16 protein-coding genes and 1 other annotated feature are annotated in these 16,969 nt (G+C 56.8%); of the genes, 11 read left to right on the plus strand and 5 right to left on the minus strand.

Going from position 1 to position 16,969, the window contains the following annotated elements; all coding sequences use genetic code 11:
• Positions 1–96: 96 nt before the first annotated feature.
• Positions 97–2,694, minus strand: a complete 2,598-nt coding sequence (gene topA, locus OKF39_RS13615; RefSeq protein ID WP_041909639.1) for a type I DNA topoisomerase — start codon at positions 2,692–2,694, stop codon at positions 97–99.
• Between the two features lie 399 nt (positions 2,695–3,093).
• On the opposite strand from topA, the gene OKF39_RS13620 reads away from it, so the two are divergent.
• Positions 3,094–3,345 (plus strand): YciN family protein, encoded by a 252-nt coding sequence (locus OKF39_RS13620; RefSeq protein ID WP_003856804.1) that lies wholly within the window; start codon positions 3,094–3,096, stop codon positions 3,343–3,345.
• 34 nt (positions 3,346–3,379) lie between these two features.
• On the opposite strand, the gene sohB is transcribed toward OKF39_RS13620, so the two are convergent.
• On the minus strand, positions 3,380–4,426 hold the full coding sequence (gene sohB / locus OKF39_RS13625) for a protease SohB (RefSeq protein ID WP_479983048.1): 1,047 nt from the start codon (positions 4,424–4,426) through the stop codon (positions 3,380–3,382).
• A 251-nt stretch (positions 4,427–4,677) separates the two neighbouring features.
• On the opposite strand from sohB, the gene OKF39_RS13630 reads away from it, so the two are divergent.
• Entirely contained in the window at positions 4,678–5,439 is a 762-nt protein-coding gene (locus tag OKF39_RS13630; RefSeq protein ID WP_028013406.1) for a YciK family oxidoreductase, read from the plus strand.
• Positions 5,436–6,026: a cob(I)yrinic acid a,c-diamide adenosyltransferase gene (gene cobO / locus OKF39_RS13635; protein ID WP_479983049.1), complete on the plus strand. Its 591-nt coding sequence runs from the start codon at positions 5,436–5,438 to the stop codon at positions 6,024–6,026. The genes OKF39_RS13630 and cobO overlap by 4 nt, the downstream gene beginning before the upstream one ends.
• Positions 6,027–6,061: 35 nt before the next feature.
• Here cobO and rluB read toward each other — a convergent pair whose 3' ends face one another.
• The 3 genes from rluB to rnm form a co-directional block, all read right to left on the minus strand.
• Positions 6,062–6,937 (minus strand): 23S rRNA pseudouridine(2605) synthase RluB, encoded by an 876-nt coding sequence (gene rluB / locus OKF39_RS13640; RefSeq protein WP_028013408.1) that lies wholly within the window; start codon positions 6,935–6,937, stop codon positions 6,062–6,064.
• Between the two features lie 97 nt (positions 6,938–7,034).
• On the minus strand, positions 7,035–7,655 hold the full coding sequence (locus OKF39_RS13645; RefSeq protein ID WP_003856793.1) for an L-threonylcarbamoyladenylate synthase: 621 nt from the start codon (positions 7,653–7,655) through the stop codon (positions 7,035–7,037).
• On the minus strand, positions 7,652–8,533 hold the full coding sequence (gene rnm / locus OKF39_RS13650) for an RNase RNM (protein WP_028013409.1): 882 nt from the start codon (positions 8,531–8,533) through the stop codon (positions 7,652–7,654). Before rnm ends, OKF39_RS13645 begins: the two co-directional genes overlap by 4 nt.
• 139 nt (positions 8,534–8,672) lie before the next feature.
• Here rnm and trpL point away from each other — a divergent pair, with 139 nt between their 5' ends.
• The 8 genes from trpL to yedF all read left to right on the plus strand — a co-directional run bounded on the left by trpL (position 8,673) and on the right by yedF (position 16,967).
• The gene (gene trpL / locus OKF39_RS13655; RefSeq protein WP_106993556.1) at positions 8,673–8,717 is read left to right on the plus strand and encodes a trp operon leader peptide; all 45 of its coding nucleotides are present in this window, start codon (positions 8,673–8,675) and stop codon (positions 8,715–8,717) included.
• Positions 8,694–8,787 (plus strand) — a sequence feature (Trp leader region). Its footprint overlaps the gene before it by 24 nt.
• Before the next feature lie 25 nt (positions 8,788–8,812).
• Positions 8,813–10,375 (plus strand): anthranilate synthase component 1, encoded by a 1,563-nt coding sequence (locus OKF39_RS13660; protein WP_048961049.1) that lies wholly within the window; start codon positions 8,813–8,815, stop codon positions 10,373–10,375.
• On the plus strand, positions 10,375–11,970 hold the full coding sequence (gene trpD, locus OKF39_RS13665; protein ID WP_028013411.1) for a bifunctional anthranilate synthase glutamate amidotransferase component TrpG/anthranilate phosphoribosyltransferase TrpD: 1,596 nt from the start codon (positions 10,375–10,377) through the stop codon (positions 11,968–11,970). Before OKF39_RS13660 ends, trpD begins: the two co-directional genes overlap by 1 nt.
• A gap of 3 nt (positions 11,971–11,973) precedes the next feature.
• Positions 11,974–13,332, plus strand: coding sequence for a bifunctional indole-3-glycerol-phosphate synthase TrpC/phosphoribosylanthranilate isomerase TrpF (gene trpCF, locus OKF39_RS13670; RefSeq protein ID WP_479983050.1), 1,359 nt, complete (start codon positions 11,974–11,976; stop codon positions 13,330–13,332).
• Positions 13,333–13,342: 10 nt separating this feature from the next.
• Positions 13,343–14,536, plus strand: a complete 1,194-nt coding sequence (gene trpB, locus OKF39_RS13675; RefSeq protein ID WP_028013413.1) for a tryptophan synthase subunit beta — start codon at positions 13,343–13,345, stop codon at positions 14,534–14,536.
• On the plus strand, positions 14,536–15,345 hold the full coding sequence (gene trpA / locus OKF39_RS13680; RefSeq protein WP_045260665.1) for a tryptophan synthase subunit alpha: 810 nt from the start codon (positions 14,536–14,538) through the stop codon (positions 15,343–15,345). Before trpB ends, trpA begins: the two co-directional genes overlap by 1 nt.
• A gap of 180 nt (positions 15,346–15,525) precedes the next feature.
• On the plus strand, positions 15,526–16,737 hold the full coding sequence (gene yedE / locus OKF39_RS13685) for a selenium metabolism membrane protein YedE/FdhT (RefSeq protein WP_479983051.1): 1,212 nt from the start codon (positions 15,526–15,528) through the stop codon (positions 16,735–16,737).
• Complete coding sequence (yedF, locus tag OKF39_RS13690; RefSeq protein ID WP_045260667.1) at positions 16,734–16,967, plus strand: sulfurtransferase-like selenium metabolism protein YedF; 234 nt, start codon at positions 16,734–16,736, stop codon at positions 16,965–16,967. The genes yedE and yedF overlap by 4 nt, the downstream gene beginning before the upstream one ends.
• Positions 16,968–16,969 lie beyond the last annotated feature (2 nt).

The raw sequence follows: 16,969 nt of genomic DNA on the forward strand, positions 1-16,969 counted from the left end.
GCCTGACTGTATAGTACGGAACAAAAAATAATAATAAGGTAATAAAAAAGGGCCGGAAGTCCGGCCCTTTCACGGGTAAGCTACGGTTAAGAAAGATTATTTCTTGCCTTCAACCCATTTGCCATCGACAAAGAAGGCGGACCATCCGGTCGCTTTACCCTCTTTCTCTGCCGCAACGTATTGCTGCTTCGTTTTACGGCTAAAACGGACCACCGTCTTATTGCCTTCAGGATCCTGCTGTGGCGCATCGGCCAGATAACGCAGCTTCTCAGGCAGACGATCGCGGAAGCGATGCAGCTCTTCCACCAGCGGGGCGCGCGTTTCACGCGATTTCGGGAAGGTGTTGGCGGCCAGGAAGACACCTGCGGCACCATCACGCAGCACGAAGTACGCGTCGGATTTTTCACACGGCAATTCTGGCAGCGGAACCGGATCTTCCTTCGGCGGAGCAACCTCACCATTGCGCAGAATTTTGCGCGTGTTCTTACACTCGTCGTTGGTGCAGGCCATGTACTTACCGAAACGCCCCATTTTCAGGTGCATCTCAGAGCCACACTTCTCGCACTCCACAATCGGGCCGTCATAGCCTTTAATGCGGAACTCACCCTCTTCGATCTCATACCCGTCGCACGTTGGGTTGTTACCACACACGTGCAGCTTACGTTTAGGATCGATCAGATAGCTGTCCATCGCCGTGCCGCATTTTTTGCAGCGGCGTTTCGCGCGCAGGGCGTTGGTTTCCGCATCATCACCTTCCAGCACGTTGAGAACTTCGTTCTCCGGCACCAGGTTGATGGTTGTTTTGCAGCGCTCTTTTGGTGGCAGCGCATAGCCTGAACAGCCAAGGAACACGCCCGTTGTCGCAGTACGGATCCCCATCTTGCGGCCGCAGGTCGGGCAGTCGATGCTGGTCAGAACCATCTGGTTAGGCAGCATGCCGCCCTCTTCAGGATCTTTCTCCGCTTTCTCAAGCTGGTTGGTAAAGTCGCTGAAGAAGCTATCGAGAACCTTCTTCCACTCCGCCTTGTGACTGGCCACTTCGTCGAGGCTGTCTTCCATCTGCGCGGTGAAGTCGTAGTTCATCAATTCGCGGAAGTTAGCTTCCAGACGGTCAGTGACAATCTCACCCATTTTTTCGGCATAGAAACGGCGGTTCTCTACGCGAACGTAACCGCGGTCCTGAATGGTCGAGATGATTGACGCGTAGGTTGACGGACGGCCAATCCCGCGTTTTTCCAGCTCTTTAACCAACGACGCTTCACTAAAGCGCGCAGGCGGCTTGGTGAAGTGCTGGGCCGGAACCAGGTCGACAAGCGACAACTCGTCGCCTTTGTTTACCGCAGGCAGCGTACGGTCTTCATCACCTTTACGCAGTGCAGGCATCACTTTCGTCCAGCCGTCGAAGCGCAGGATACGACCGCGCGCTTTCAAACGGAAATCGCCCGCACCAACGGTCAGCGTAGTGGAATCATATTTCGCTGGCGTCATCTGACACGCGACAAACTGACGCCAGATCAGCTGATACAGCTTCTGGGCGTCGGCTTCCATATCCTTCAGCGACTCGGCTAAAACAGAGACATCAGAAGGACGAATCGCTTCGTGCGCTTCCTGAGAATTCTCTTTGCTGGCGAACTGGTTGGCGCTTTCCGGCAGGTATTTTTTACCGAAGTTGTCGCTGATGTAGCCGCGCACCATGTTCACCGCGTCCTGGCTCAGGTTGGTGGAGTCAGTACGCATGTAGGTGATGTAACCCGCTTCATACAAGCGCTGGGCCATCATCATGGTTTTCTTCACGCCGTAACCCAGACGGGTGCTCGCCGCCTGTTGCAGTGTGGACGTGATAAACGGCGCGCCAGGCTTGCTGCTGGTCGGCTTATCTTCGCGTTCCAGTACCTGATAGCGCGCTTTTTCCAGCAGCGCCACGGCGGCCATGGTCTGATCGCGGTTTTCAGGACGGAAAGGCTTATCGTTGTGATGGCTTACCTGCAGCGGCAGCGCATCACCGCCCGGGGTGGTGACATTGGCGTCAACTTCCCAGAACTCTTCCGGCACGAAGGCTTTAATTTCGCGTTCACGCTCAACGACAAGACGCACGGCTACAGACTGCACGCGTCCTGCAGACAGGCCGCGGGCAATCTTTTTCCACAGCAGTGGAGAAACCATGTAGCCCACAACGCGGTCCATAAAGCGACGCGCCTGCTGGGCGTTCACACGGTCGATATTCAGCTCGCCCGGCTTCTCAAACGCCTGACGAATCGCATTCTTTGTAATTTCGTTAAACACTACGCGGCTGTAGCGTTTGTCATCCCCCCCGATCACTTCCCGCAGGTGCCACGCAATGGCTTCCCCTTCGCGGTCAAGGTCGGTTGCGAGATAGATGTGGTCTGCTTTTTCAGCAAGCTGCTTCAGCTCGTTAACGACTTTTTCTTTCCCGGGCAGCACTTCATATTGTGCATCCCAGTTGTGCCATGGGTTAACACCCATGCGGTTGACAAGCGCGCTACGTTCATCCTTTTTAGGCTTTTTAGCCCCTTTGGTGGAGGTAGAGTCTGCGCTCTTTTTGCTGGCTGAGCCACTGGTCGGCAAATCGCGGATGTGACCAACGCTGGACTTAACCACGTAGTCATTACCCAGATACTTATTGATCGTTTTGGCTTTTGCCGGGGACTCAACGATGACGAGAGCTTTACCCATATTCACCTTTACCTAATTTAATTCTTCCAGGAATACGCCGCACGTTGATTTCCCTTCCGCTGACGACGAGCCAATGATATTGCGACTGCGTCAGGGGATATCAACCCCTATGTCTTACCGAACGTCAGAATGGCGACATCCAGGTCATTGAGTTTTCGGGTATTTTTCTCACATCTCGTATAATTCGTGACGAATTCCCGGTCGAATGTCAAGCAATTCTGTTGCCAGAATGACGAAAGCGCACACTCTACCTGATAAAATTCGTTACGCAACTTTATTAGCATGCAAAAGCAAATCCCGCCAACCTGCCCTCTGCATCTTATCCCCTCACATTACAGGGAAAATTTGCCCCCAAAGCGGCCCCGGCGTAGACTATTGTCACTGTTTAAGGAGTGGATTATGCAGAATACGACCCAACCCATTGACCGAGCCTCTCTGCTTATCGAAGCAAACAAGCTTATTCGTGACCATGAAGATACGCTGGCAGGCATTGAAGCCACCGGCGTTGAGCAACGTAATGGCGTGCTGGTTTTCAGCGGCGAATACTTCCTTGACGAGCAGGGGTTACCGACCCCGAAAAGCACTGCCGTGTTTAATATGTTTAAATACCTGGCGCATACGCTTTCAGAGAAATATCACCTGGTCGATTAATGCAAAACGCGAGGCATATGCCTCGCGTTTTTGTTTACAGCAGCGGTTTTTGTCCGCGCTGTAGCCAGCGAAGCAGCAGGCGGTCCGCGCTTTCCGCCGCACTGTTGGTAAAGCGGTCCATCAGCCGTTTGCGCTGTGTAAAGCGCACGCCTACCAGTTCCCGGCCTTCCATCAGGTTGAGCAGCAGGTCATCACTGGTACCTACTTCATCCACCAGCCCTTTTTCCTGCGCCTGGATGCCGTACCAGTGCTCACCGGTCGCCACCTGTTCAATATCCAGCGTTGGGCGCATGCGATGTACGAAGTCTTTAAAGAGATGGTGAGTTTCATTCAGATCTTCACGGAATTTTTGGCGCCCCTCTTCCGTGTTTTCCCCCAGCAGCGTCAGGGTGCGTTTGTACTGACCCGCCGTGTGAAGTTCGATATCAATCTCTTTATTTTTCAAGAAGCGGTTAAAGTTAGGGATCTGTGCGACCACGCCAATCGAACCTATGATGGAAAACGGCGCCGCAACGATTTTGTCCGCCACGCAGGCCATCATATAGCCGCCGCTCGCCGCGACTTTATCTACCGCCACGGTAAGTGGGATCTGCTTCTCGCGCAGACGCTGCAGCTGTGAAGCGGCCAGCCCGTAACCGTGAACCACCCCGCCCGGGCTCTCAAGACGCACCACCACCTGATCCTGCGGCGTTGCCACGGCCAGAACCGCAGTCACCTCTTCGCGCAGCGAAGCGACTTCATGCGCATCCATGCTGCCTTTAAAATCGAGCACATAGACGCGGGATTTTGCGTCGCCCTGCGGCGTCGCGAGCTTTGCCTTCGCCTTCGCGGCTTTGGCTTCCTGCTTGTGTTTTTTCTTCTGGGCTTTCAGCCACAGCTTCTGCTGATGGCTATCGAGCAGCGAGAGGGACATCTCTTCCTGCATCTCTTTATACTGCTCGCTCAGGCGGGTGATGCGTAACTCCCCACGCTGACGCTTGCGCTGCGTCAGGTTGACAATCAGAACGGCAACCACGGCAATGGCAATCACCACCGTCGCGATTTTGGCCAAAAACAACCCATATTGAGAAAGTAATTCCACGCGTTCCACCTTGATTTAACCACGAATCTTTCACGGCAGTGTACAACAGCCCTGCCCCTGCGTCTCGCCCGTGACATTACCTCTGCGAGCCGTCTTCAGGAATCCCCGCGCTGCGGTTTAAATATTTGCAAATTGTTAATTTTGCAGCAATGCGTCCTGTAGACTGATTGAATTCTCACGCTAATTCGGGCATAAAGCCGAAAAGTCATTATGAAGGCGTGATTGAGACCCCGTGCGCCTGAGGAGTCACCGTGCATTATCAACCGCAAAAAAACCTGCTGCAGAACCGAATCATTCTTGTCACCGGCGCCAGCGATGGTATTGGTCGCGAAGCAGCCCTGACGTACGCTGAATATGGCGCAAGCGTAATTCTGATTGGGCGTAACGAAGAAAAGCTCAAAGGGGTCGCTCAGGAAATTGAGGCCGCAGGCGGGACACCTGCCCCCTGGTACACGCTCGATTTGCTGACCTGCACCCCAGCGCTCTGCCAGGAGCTTGCTCACCGTATCAGTACCCACTACCCACGTCTTGACGGCGTACTGCACAACGCCGGTTTGTTAGGTGAAGTGCGTCCAATGGATGAACAGGATCCTGAAATCTGGCAGCAGGTGATGCAGGTTAACGTTAACGGTACTTTTTTCCTCACGCAGGCCTTGCTTCCTTTATTACTCAAATCCGAGTCTGGATCTCTGGTCTTCACCTCTTCCAGCGTAGGCCGCGAGGGTCGCGCAAACTGGGGGGCTTATGCTGTCTCAAAATTTGCGACCGAGGGCATGATGCAGGTGCTGGCGGATGAGTATCAGAGCCGCCATCTGCGCGTAAACTGCATTAATCCGGGGGGTACGCGCACCAGCATGCGCGCCAGCGCGTTCCCGACGGAAGATCCGCTGAAGCTGAAAACCCCGGCAGACATTATGCCGCTCTATCTCTGGCTGATGGGCGACGACAGCCGCCGCAAAACCGGAATGACCTTTGATGCCCAGCCGGGCCGCAAACCGGGAATTTCGCAATGAGTGAAGAACGTCATCAGCAGCGACAGCAGCGTCTGAAGGAACAGGTTGACGCGCGCGTCGCGGCAGCCCAGGACGAGCGAGGGATCGTCATCGTTTTTACCGGCAATGGTAAAGGCAAAACTACTGCCGCGTTTGGCACTGCTACGCGCGCCGTCGGCCACGGGCAAAAAGTGGGGGTCATCCAGTTTATCAAAGGGGAATGGCCCAACGGTGAGCGTAATTTGCTTGAACCTCACGGCGTTGAGTTTCAGGTGATGGCGACCGGGTTTACGTGGGATACGCAGAACCGGGAAACCGATACCGCAGCCTGTCTGGCCGTCTGGGAGCACGCTAAAAGAATGCTGGCCGATCCCTGGCTGAATATGGTGCTACTGGATGAGATCACCTATATGGTCGCCTACGACTACCTGCCGCTGGAGGAGGTGCTGGATGCACTGAAGAGCCGCCCTGCGCACCAGACTGTTATCGTTACAGGTCGTGGGTGTCATCGTGAGATTCTGGAGCTGGCAGATACCGTCAGCGAGTTGCGTCCGGTCAAGCATGCGTTTGATGCAGGCATCAAAGCACAAATTGGCATTGATTACTAAAGAAAAAGCCCGGTGAGTTCACCGGGCTTTTTCAATTAACCGTTGTTATTCCGGCTGCCAGAGCGACGATTGCTGTTCACCTGGCTGTGGCGTTTCACCGCACGACGGATCTGATTCGCCTTCATACGACGACGATCTTTCTCCACCGCCACTTTAGAGGTGGTTTCCGGCGTCAGGCCAACCAGCTCGCGCAGGTAGTTAGTCTGGGTAAGATCCAGCTCGGTATAACCACCGCGCGGCAGACCTTTCGGCAGCAGAATGTCGCCGTAGCGAACGCGGATCAGGCGGCTAACCTGCACGCCTACCGCTTCCCACAGACGACGCACCTCGCGGTTACGTCCTTCGGTCAGGGTCACGTTGTACCACTGGTTAATCCCTTCACCGCCGGTAAATTTGATGGTTTTGAACGCCGCAGGGCCGTCTTCCAGCTGCACGCCACGCGACAGATCGCGCAGTTTATTTTCATCGACCTGGCCGAAGACGCGAACGGCGTATTCACGCTCAACTTCACGGCTTGGGTGCATCAGACGGTTTGCCAGTTCACCATCGGTGGTGAACAGCAGCAGACCGCAGGTGTTCACGTCCAGACGCCCCACCGCAATCCAGCGGGCGCCGCGCAGTTTTGGCAGACGGTCAAACACCGTTGGACGACCTTCCGGGTCGTTGCGCGTACACAGCTCGCCTTCCGGCTTGTAATACGCCAGCACGCGGCAGATCTGTTCCGCGGACTCTTTCACGGAGATAAGATGACCGTCAATGCGGATCTTGAGCCCCGGTACGATTTCTACGCGGTCACCCAGCGTGGCGATTTTACCGTCCACACTCACGCGGCCCGCTTCAATAATGGCTTCGATTTCACGGCGTGAACCGTGGCCGGCACGCGCCAGCACTTTCTGTAACTTCTCGCTCATTGAGCTTCCTCAGGTGTCGCCTTCACAGGCGTCGAATCAGGTCAAAAGCAGAGCCGAGCCCTGCTTTGATGGCCGCGTAGTATATCTGCTTACACCTTTACAAGAAAGGCTTAACATCGCCCACGCCTTCACGAATGACTTCTGGTGCATCTTCGGTGAGATCTACCACGGTGGTTGGCTGCTGGCCGAGATAGCCGCCGTGAATAATCAGCTCGACCACCTTCTCCAGACGATCCTTGATCTCTTCCGGATCGGACTCGGTAAACTCGCTGCCCGGCAGCATCAGCGAGGTAGAGAGCATCGGTTCGCCGAGAGTTTCCAGCAGCGCCTGGGCAATCGGGTTCGACGGCACGCGCATGCCGATAGTCTTACGCTTTTCCTGCAGCAGGCGACGCGGCACCTCCTTCGTCCCTTTCAGAATGAAGGTGTAGTTACCCGGCGTATTGTTCTTGATCAGGCGAAACGCCACGTTGTCGACATACGCATAGGTCGAAAGCTCAGAGAGATCGCGGCACATCAGGGTAAAGTTATGGCCGTCCGGCAGCTGACGGATGCGACATATTCGCTCCATCGCCCCTTTATCTTCAATTTTACAGCCCAGCGCGTAGCCGGAATCGGTCGGGTAGACTATCACGCCGCCTTTGCGGACGATCTCCACGGCCTGGTTAATCAGACGTGGCTGCGGATTGTCCGGATGGATATAGAAAAACTGACTCATACTTCCCTCTCTTCAATTTGCTGCGGCTGCTCCCAGAGCTGCCAGACCGGCTCAACGCCAGCGGGTAGCCAGAGCTTGCGTCCCAGCTCGATCCACGCGCAGGGCTGGTGGAAATCAGAGCCCTGTGACCCTAGCAGGCCAAACTGGCGGGCGTAAGTCGCGAGCTGCGCGCGCTCGTTGGGTGCCTGCTGACACTGGGCGACTTCCATCGCCTCGCCACCGCATTCGGCAAAGTGCGCCAGCAGCCGTTTCAGCCATTTAGCAGAAAGATTATACCGTCCCGGATGGGCCAGCACGGCCTTACCGCCAGAATGATGAATGACATCAATAGCTTGTTTTATTGTACACCACTGTGGCGGAACGTATCCGGTTTTCCCGCGCGCCAGATACTTTTTAAAGACATCCGCCATGGTCGTCGCTTTGCCCGCTTCAACCAGAAAGCGGGCGAAATGACCGCGGGTGACTGCCCCGCCGTTTGCCAGCTTTTGCGCACCTTCCAGCGCGCCCGGAATATGCGCCTTCTCCAGACGCTCGCCGATCATCTCCGCGCGCTGGTTGCGGCGCGTTTTTTGTTCTTGCAAAAAGGCAAGAAGTGCCGGATGTTCTATATCAATGTTCAGGCCAACGATATGAATCTCATGGTTTTCCCAGACGGTAGAGATCTCGACGCCGGGCACCAGATTCAGCGCCAGCCCGCTGCGGGCAATCTCGGCGCGCGCTGCCGGAATGGCGTCGGTGGTATCGTGATCGGTTATCGCCAGCGTGCCAACACGCATTTCAACCGCGCGATGAACCAGGGCTTCGGGTGTCAGCAGGCCATCAGAGGCCTGAGTATGGCTGTGTAAATCATAAATAATCGCGTAGGTGGTATCGCTCAAAGCACTTCCCATAACAGGTTGGAGACATCCGAAAACGCCATGATACCGACTTAATGTGAAATTCTGAAATCAAGGGTTGACAATACGCCATCGAACTAGTTAACTAGTACGCAAGTTCACACGAGAAAGGTATCTGAAAATGACAGCACATTTCACTCTGCACGGTTGGTGGCGCACTTCCTGATCTTCGGGCAGTGTCACGCATCTGCGAAATGCAAACAGATACCCGCCCGCTACCCAGCGGGCTTTTTTTTGAACAGAATAAATGAGAATCATAACATGCAAACAGCCAAACCTCATCTCGAACTGTTGACCTGCGAGGCGGTCTATCGCCACAACCCGACGGCGCTGTTTCATCAGGTGTGCGGCGCGCGTCCGGCGACGCTGCTGCTGGAGTCTGCGGATATCGACAGCAAGGACGATCTGAAAAGCCTGCTGCTGGTCGACAGCGCGCTGCGCATTACCGCGTTAGGTGACACCGTCACCATTAAGGCGCTCTCTGATAATGGCGCATCGCTGCTGCCGCTGCTGGATGCGGCTCTGCCCGCGGGCATCGACAATGAACGTCACCCGGACCTGCGAATTCTGCATTTCCCGCCGGTAAGCCAGCTGCTGGACGAAGACGCGCGCCTCTGCTCGCTGTCCGTGTTCGATGCCTTCCGCCTGCTGCAAAATCTTGTCACCGTGCCGGAAGATGAGCGCGAAGCAATGTTCTTCGGCGGGCTGTTTGCTTACGACCTGGTCGCCGGTTTTGAAGATTTGCCGGAAACCGAGCAGGGCAACCGCTGCCCGGACTACTGTTTCTACCTGGCCGAAACCCTGTTGGTGATCGACCATCAGAAAAAATATACCCGCATCCAGGCAAGCCTGTTCACGCCCTCTGCGTTTGAGAAAAACCGCCTTGAGCATCGCATCGCTCAGCTCCAGCAGCAGATGACGGAAGCGCCGCCTGCGCTGCCGGTACAGCACGTGGAAAAAATGACATGCGACGTTAACCAGACCGACGATCAATACGGGGCCGTGGTTCGCCAGATGCAAAAGGCTATTCGCGCCGGGGAGATTTTCCAGGTTGTGCCGTCCCGCCGTTTCTCGCTGCCCTGCCCGTCACCGCTGGCGGCTTACGACGTGCTGAAGAAAAGCAACCCGAGCCCATATATGTTCTTTATGCAGGACAATGATTTCACGCTGTTCGGCGCCTCGCCGGAAAGCTCGCTGAAGTACGACGCCACCAGCCGTCAGATTGAGATCTACCCGATTGCGGGCACCCGTCCGCGTGGCCGTCGTGCCGATGGCTCGCTGGACCGCGATCTGGACAGCCGCATCGAACTTGAAATGCGAACCGATCACAAGGAGCTCTCCGAACACCTGATGCTGGTTGACCTGGCGCGTAACGACCTGGCGCGCATTTGCACCCCGGGCAGCCGCTACGTGGCAGACCTGACCAAAGTTGACCGTTACTCCTTCGTGATGCACCTGGTCTCCCGCGTGGTGGGTGAACTGCGCAGCGACCTCGACGTGCTGCACGCCTACCGCGCCTGCATGAATATGGGCACCCTGAGCGGCGCGCCGAAGGTGCGCGCCATGCAGCTTATCGCCGAAGCGGAAGGACGTCGGCGCGGGAGCTACGGCGGCGCGGTAGGTTACTTCACCGCCCACGGCGACCTCGATACCTGCATCGTGATCCGCTCCGCCTACGTCGAAGACGGTATTGCCACCGTTCAGGCCGGCGCCGGGATTGTTCTTGACTCTGTTCCGCAGTCTGAAGCTGACGAAACCCGCAGTAAAGCACGCGCGGTATTGCGCGCCATCGCTACCGCACACCACGCACAGGAGATTTTCTGATGGCTGACATTCTGCTGCTCGATAACATCGACTCCTTTACCTACAACCTGGCAGATCAGCTGCGTGCGAATGGTCACAACGTCGTTATCTACCGCAACCACGTTCCGGCTCAGACCCTGATTGACCGCCTGGCGACCATGCAAAACCCGGTGCTGATGCTCTCCCCGGGGCCGGGCGCGCCGAGCGAAGCGGGCTGTATGCCCGAACTGCTGACCCGCATGCGCGGCAAGCTGCCGATTATCGGTATCTGCCTTGGTCACCAGGCAATCGTGGAAGCTTACGGCGGTTACGTCGGCCAGGCGGGCGAGATCCTGCACGGTAAAGCCTCCAGCATTGAACATGACGGCCAGGCAATGTTTGCCGGGCTGCCGAATCCGCTCCCGGTCGCGCGCTATCATTCGCTGGTCGGCAGCAACATTCCGGCCGGGCTGACCATCAACGCCTCGTTTGAAGGGATGGTGATGGCGGTACGCCACGATGCGGATCGCGTCTGCGGGATGCAGTTCCACCCGGAATCTATTTTGACCTCCAATGGCGCCCGCCTGCTGGAGCAGACCCTTGACTGGGCGTTACAGAAGCTGGAGCAGACCAACACCCTGCAGCCGATTCTGGAAAAACTGTATCAGGCCCAGACCCTGAGCCAGCAGGAGAGCCACCAGCTTTTTTCCGCCGTGGTGCGCGGCGAGCTGAAGCCTGAGCAGTTGGCGGCGGCGCTGGTGAGCATGAAAGTGCGCGGCGAAAGCCCGCAGGAGATCGCCGGTGCGGCCACCGCGCTGCTGGAAAATGCCGCCCCGTTCCCGCGTCCGGACTATCAGTTTGCCGATATCGTGGGGACCGGCGGTGACGGCAGCAACAGTATCAATATTTCGACCGCCAGTGCCTTTGTCGCCGCAGCGTGTGGACTGAAAGTGGCAAAACACGGTAACCGCAGCGTCTCCAGCCGTTCAGGCTCGTCCGATCTGCTGGCCGCGTTTGGCATCAATCTGGAGATGAATGCCGAGCGTTCGCGTGAAGCGCTGGACGATTTGGGCGTCTGCTTCCTGTTTGCACCGAAGTACCACACCGGTTTCCGCCACGCGATGCCGGTTCGCCAGCAGCTTAAAACCCGCACGCTTTTTAACGTGCTCGGCCCGCTGATCAACCCGGCCCATCCGCCGCTGGCATTAATTGGCGTTTACAGCCCTGAGCTGGTCCTGCCGATTGCCGAGACGCTGCGCGTGCTGGGTTACAAACGCGCCGCCGTGGTGCACAGCGGCGGAATGGATGAAGTTTCGCTGCATGCGCCGACGCTGGTGGCCGAGCTTAACGATGGGGAAGTACTCAGCTATCAGCTTGAGGCGTCTGATTTCGGCTTAACGCCGTACCATCAGGAAGCGCTGGCAGGCGGTACGCCGGAAGAAAACCGTGACATTCTGACGCGCTTACTACAAGGTAAAGGTGAGGCCGCTCATGAGGCCGCCGTGGCTGCCAACGTCGCCATGCTGATGCGTTTGCACGGTGAGGAAGACCTGAAGGCCAATGCTCAAAAAGTTCTGGATGTACTGCGCTCTGGTGCAGCTTACGATCGCGTTACCGCACTTGCGGCAAGAGGGTAAAGAATGCAGACCGTTTTAGCGAAAATCGTTGCCGATAAGGCCATCTGGGTGGAAGCACGCAAAGCAGAGCAGCCGCTTGCCAGTTTCCAGAATGACGTCGTCCCGAGCAGCCGTCGTTTCTATGACGCCCTGCAGGGTGCACGTACCGCCTTTATTCTGGAGTGCAAAAAGGCCTCTCCCTCAAAAGGCGTTATTCGTGACGATTTCGACCCGGCACGTATCGCCGGTATTTATAAGCATCATGCGTCGGCAATCTCCGTGCTGACGGATGAGAAATATTTCCAGGGCAGCTTCGATTTTCTGCCGATCGTCAGCGGCATCGCACCGCAGCCGATCCTGTGCAAAGACTTTATTATCGACCCGTATCAGATCTGGCTGGCGCGTTTCTACCAGGCCGATGCCTGCCTGCTGATGCTCTCGGTACTGGACGACGAACAGTATCGGCAGCTTGCTGCCGTGGCGCACAGCCTGAAAATGGGCGTGCTGACCGAAGTGAGTAACGAAGAAGAGCTTGAGCGCGCCATCGCGCTGGAAGCCAAAGTGGTCGGCATCAACAACCGCGATCTTCGCGACTTGTCGATTGACCTGAACCGTACCCGCCAGCTGGCGCCGCGTCTGGGTGCGGGCGTCACGGTGATCAGCGAGTCCGGCATTAACAGCTACGCCCAAGTGCGCGAGCTGAGCCACTTCGCCAACGGTTTCCTGATTGGCTCCGCCATGATGGAACATGACGACCTCAATGCGGCTGTGCGTCGCGTGCTGCTGGGTGAAAACAAAGTCTGCGGCCTGACCCGCGAACAGGATGCGCTGGACGCGTATGAGGCTGGAGCAATCTATGGCGGTTTAATCTTCGTCGACACCTCTCCTCGAGCAGTCAATGAGGAACAGGCCCGCAAGGTAATCGCGGCGGCCCCGCTGAGCTATGTTGGCGTGTTCCGCAATGCGGATGTCGCGGATGTTGTGGCAAAAGCCGACGCGTTATCCCTGAGTGCCGTTCAGCTCCATGGCGATGAAGATCAGGCTTATATCAATGCCCTGCGCGACGCGCTGGCACCGCAGGTTCAAATCTGGAAAGCACAAAGCGTGGGCGCCACCCTGCCCGCACGTAATCTTCACCACGTTGACAAATACGTGCTCGACAACGGCCAGGGCGGCACCGGGGAACGTTTTGACTGGTCGCTGCTGAACGGCGAAAAGCTGGAAAACGTCCTGCTGGCGGGCGGACTAAGCCCGGATAACTGTGTAGAAGCCGCGAAAACCGGCTGCGCAGGCCTCGATTTCAATTCAGGCGTAGAGTCGCAACCGGGTATCAAAGATGCCAGCAAGCTGGCCTCGGTGTTTAAAACTCTGCGTGCATATTAAGGAAGAGAAGATGACGACATTACTTAACCCGTATTTTGGTGAATTCGGCGGGATGTACGTTCCGCAAATCCTGATGCCCGCGCTGCGCCAGCTGGAAGAAGCGTTCGTGAGCGCGCAGAAAGATCCGGCGTTTCAGGCGGAGTTTACCGACCTGCTGAAAAACTACGCCGGGCGTCCAACCGCGCTGACCAAATGCCGCAACCTGACCGAAGGCACCAAAACCACGCTGTATCTTAAGCGTGAAGACCTGCTGCACGGCGGCGCGCATAAAACTAACCAGGTGCTGGGCCAGGCGCTGCTCGCGAAGCGTATGGGTAAAACCGAAATCATCGCCGAAACCGGCGCGGGCCAGCACGGCGTGGCTTCTGCGCTCGCCAGCGCCCTGCTCGGCCTGAAGTGCCGCATCTATATGGGTGCTAAAGACGTTGAGCGTCAGTCGCCGAACGTGTTCCGTATGCGCCTGATGGGTGCGGAAGTGATCCCGGTGCACAGCGGTTCTGCGACGCTGAAAGATGCCTGTAACGAAGCGCTGCGCGACTGGTCCGGCAGCTATGAAACCGCGCACTATATGCTCGGTACCGCGGCAGGTCCTCACCCGTTCCCGACCATCGTGCGCGAATTCCAGCGCATGATTGGTGAAGAGACCAAAGCGCAGATCCTTGAAAAAGAGGGTCGCCTGCCGGATGCAGTCATTGCCTGCGTCGGCGGCGGGTCTAACGCCATCGGCATGTTTGCCGATTTTATCGACGAAACCCGCGTAGGGCTGATTGGCGTCGAGCCTGCCGGTCATGGGATTGAAACCGGCGAGCACGGCGCGCCGCTGAAGCATGGCCGCGTGGGGATCTACTTCGGCATGAAAGCCCCGATGATGCAGACCGATGAAGGGCAGATTGAAGAGTCTTACTCAATTTCTGCCGGACTGGACTTCCCGTCCGTTGGGCCACAGCACGCGTTCCTGAACAGCACGGGGCGCGCGGACTATGTCTCCATTACCGATGACGAAGCGCTGGAAGCCTTCAAAACGCTGTGCCGCAGCGAAGGGATCATCCCGGCGCTGGAGTCTTCTCACGCGCTGGCGCACGCGCTGAAAATGATGAAAGAGAACCCGGAAAAAGAGCAACTGCTGGTGGTGAACCTTTCCGGTCGCGGTGACAAAGATATCTTCACCGTTCACGATATTTTGAAAGCACGAGGGGAAATCTGATGGAACGCTACGATAACGTATTTGCAGAACTGAAATCCCGCCAGGAAGGCGCGTTCGTCCCCTTCGTTACCCTGGGCGACCCGGGCCCTGAGCAGTCTCTGAAGATTATCGACGCCCTGATTGAAGCCGGTGCCGACGCGCTGGAGCTGGGTATTCCGTTCTCCGATCCGCTGGCGGATGGCCCGACCATCCAGAACGCCACCCTGCGCGCCTTTGCGGCAGGCGTGACCCCAACCCAGTGCTTTGAAATGCTGGCGGCGATCCGCCAGAAGCACCCGACCATTCCGATTGGCCTGCTGATGTACGCCAACCTGGTGTTCAACCGTGGTGTTGACGAGTTCTATGCAGAATGCGCGCGCGTGGGTGTCGACTCGGTCCTGGTAGCAGACGTGCCCGTGGAAGAGTCCGCGCCGTTCCGCCAGGCTGCGATGCGTCACAATGTCGCCCCTATTTTCATCTGCCCGCCAAACGCCGATGATGAACTGCTGCGCCAGATAGCCTCTTACGGGCGCGGGTATACCTATCTGCTTTCCCGCGCGGGCGTGACTGGCGCCGAAAATAAAGCTGCACTGCCGCTGCATCATCTGGTGGAAAAGCTGGCCGAGTACCATGCCGCGCCGCCGCTGCAGGGCTTCGGGATCTCCTCTCCGGATCAGGTCACCGCGGCGATTGACGCGAAGGCAGCGGGCGCCATCTCCGGCTCTGCGATTGTGAAGATCATCGAGAAGAACGTGGACAAGCCCGAGCAGATGCTGAGCGAATTGAACGCGTTCGTGACCGCAATGAAAGCAGCGACGCGTAAAGCATAATCCCTCCACCGTCTGGCAACCCTGCCAGACGGTTACTCCTCCTTCTCCATCCTCTACAAAGGATTACGTCAAAATTGATCCCGTCGATATTTTCGGTGTGAATAGCTTTTCAAACTTTCGCGTAAGCGTATGATCTGGACTCTTTTTAGCACTAATCCTTCTGAGTTCAGAGGCTTATTCATGTCATGGCAATCCTTCAAACAGACTTACCTGGTTAAGTTCTGGTCACCTGTTCCGGCCGTCATCGCGGCAGGCATTCTCTCTACTTATTATTTCGGCATTACCGGCACCTTCTGGGCCGTCACCGGTGAATTCACCCGCTGGGGTGGGCAACTGCTGCAGCTCGCAGGCGTGCACACCGAAGAGTGGGGATACTTCAAACTCATTCACCTGGACGGCACCCCGCTTACCCGCATCGACGGAATGATGATTATCGGCATGTTCGGCGGCTGTTTCGCTGCGGCGCTGTGGGCAAACAACGTTAAGCTGCGCATGCCCAAAAGCCGCGTTCGCATCATGCAGGCGGTAGTCGGGGGTATGATTGCCGGGTTTGGCGCCCGCCTGGCGATGGGCTGTAATCTGGCCGCGTTCTTTACGGGGATTCCGCAGTTCTCCCTTCATGCCTGGTTTTTTGCCGTGGCCACGGCGATTGGCTCTTACTTCGGAGCAAAATTCACCCTTCTGCCGCTGTTCCGCATTCCGGTGAAAATGATAAAAGTCAGCGCGGCGTCCCCGCTAACCCAAAAACCAGAGCAGGCAAAGCGCCGTTTACGCCTGGGTATGCTGGTCTTTTTTGCTATGATCGCATGGGCCATTTGCACGGCGATGAATCAGCCGAAGCTTGGCCTGGCGATGTTGTTCGGCGTCGGCTTTGGCCTGCTGATCGAACGCGCGCAGATCTGCTTTACCTCTGCGTTTCGCGATATGTGGATCACCGGAAGGACGATGATGGCGAAGGCAATCATTGCTGGCATGGCGGTGAGCGCTATCGGCATTTTCAGCTATGTTCAGCTCGGTGTTGAACCGAAGATCATGTGGGCTGGCCCGAACGCGGTGATTGGCGGTCTGCTGTTTGGCTTCGGGATTGTGCTGGCGGGCGGGTGTGAAACCGGCTGGATGTACCGCGCGGTTGAGGGACAGGTGCACTACTGGTGGGTCGGGCTTGGGAATGTCCTTGGATCCACACTCCTCGCATACTTCTGGGACGACGTGTCCCCGGTGCTTGCCACAAACTGGGACAAGGTTAACCTGCTGAGCGCTTTCGGCCCTCTCGGCGGCCTGCTGATGACTTATGCCCTGCTGCTGGTCGCTTTTTTACTGGTTGTCGCGCAGGAGAAACGCTTCTTCCGCCGTGCCGTCGTCAAAACTGAAACGCAGGAGAACGCTGCATGAAAGAGATCGTCCCCGACTATCGTCTGGATATGGTCGGTGAACCCTGCCCGTATCCGGCGGTTGCCACGCTTGAGGCACTGCCGCAGCTGGAAAAAGGTGAAATTCTTGAGGTGGTGAGCGATTGTCCGCAATCCATCAACAACATTCCGCTGGATGCAAAAAACCACGGTTATACGGTGCTGGATATCCAGCAGGACGGGCCAACCATTCGCTATTTGATTCAGAAGTAATA

The sequence above is a fragment of the Enterobacter cloacae complex sp. HYC042_NIDB genome (assembly GCF_056673315.1).

Bases quoted from the DNA above. Each gene is read 5' to 3' on its own strand.
- yedE (WP_479983051.1), top strand. From the start codon at position 15,526: ATGTCATGGCAATCCTTCAAACAGACTTACCTGGTTAAGTTCTGGTCA.
- rluB (WP_028013408.1), bottom strand. From the start codon at position 6,937: ATGAGCGAGAAGTTACAGAAAGTGCTGGCGCGTGCCGGCCACGGTTCA.
- topA (WP_041909639.1), bottom strand. From the start codon at position 2,694: ATGGGTAAAGCTCTCGTCATCGTTGAGTCCCCGGCAAAAGCCAAAACG.
- trpD (WP_028013411.1), top strand. From the start codon at position 10,375: ATGGCTGACATTCTGCTGCTCGATAACATCGACTCCTTTACCTACAAC.
- OKF39_RS13645 (WP_003856793.1), bottom strand. From the start codon at position 7,655: ATGAGTCAGTTTTTCTATATCCATCCGGACAATCCGCAGCCACGTCTG.
- trpA (WP_045260665.1), top strand. From the start codon at position 14,536: ATGGAACGCTACGATAACGTATTTGCAGAACTGAAATCCCGCCAGGAA.
- trpB (WP_028013413.1), top strand. From the start codon at position 13,343: ATGACGACATTACTTAACCCGTATTTTGGTGAATTCGGCGGGATGTAC.
- yedF (WP_045260667.1), top strand. From the start codon at position 16,734: ATGAAAGAGATCGTCCCCGACTATCGTCTGGATATGGTCGGTGAACCC.
- OKF39_RS13620 (WP_003856804.1), top strand. From the start codon at position 3,094: ATGCAGAATACGACCCAACCCATTGACCGAGCCTCTCTGCTTATCGAA.
- cobO (WP_479983049.1), top strand. From the start codon at position 5,436: ATGAGTGAAGAACGTCATCAGCAGCGACAGCAGCGTCTGAAGGAACAG.
- trpCF (WP_479983050.1), top strand. From the start codon at position 11,974: ATGCAGACCGTTTTAGCGAAAATCGTTGCCGATAAGGCCATCTGGGTG.
- OKF39_RS13660 (WP_048961049.1), top strand. From the start codon at position 8,813: ATGCAAACAGCCAAACCTCATCTCGAACTGTTGACCTGCGAGGCGGTC.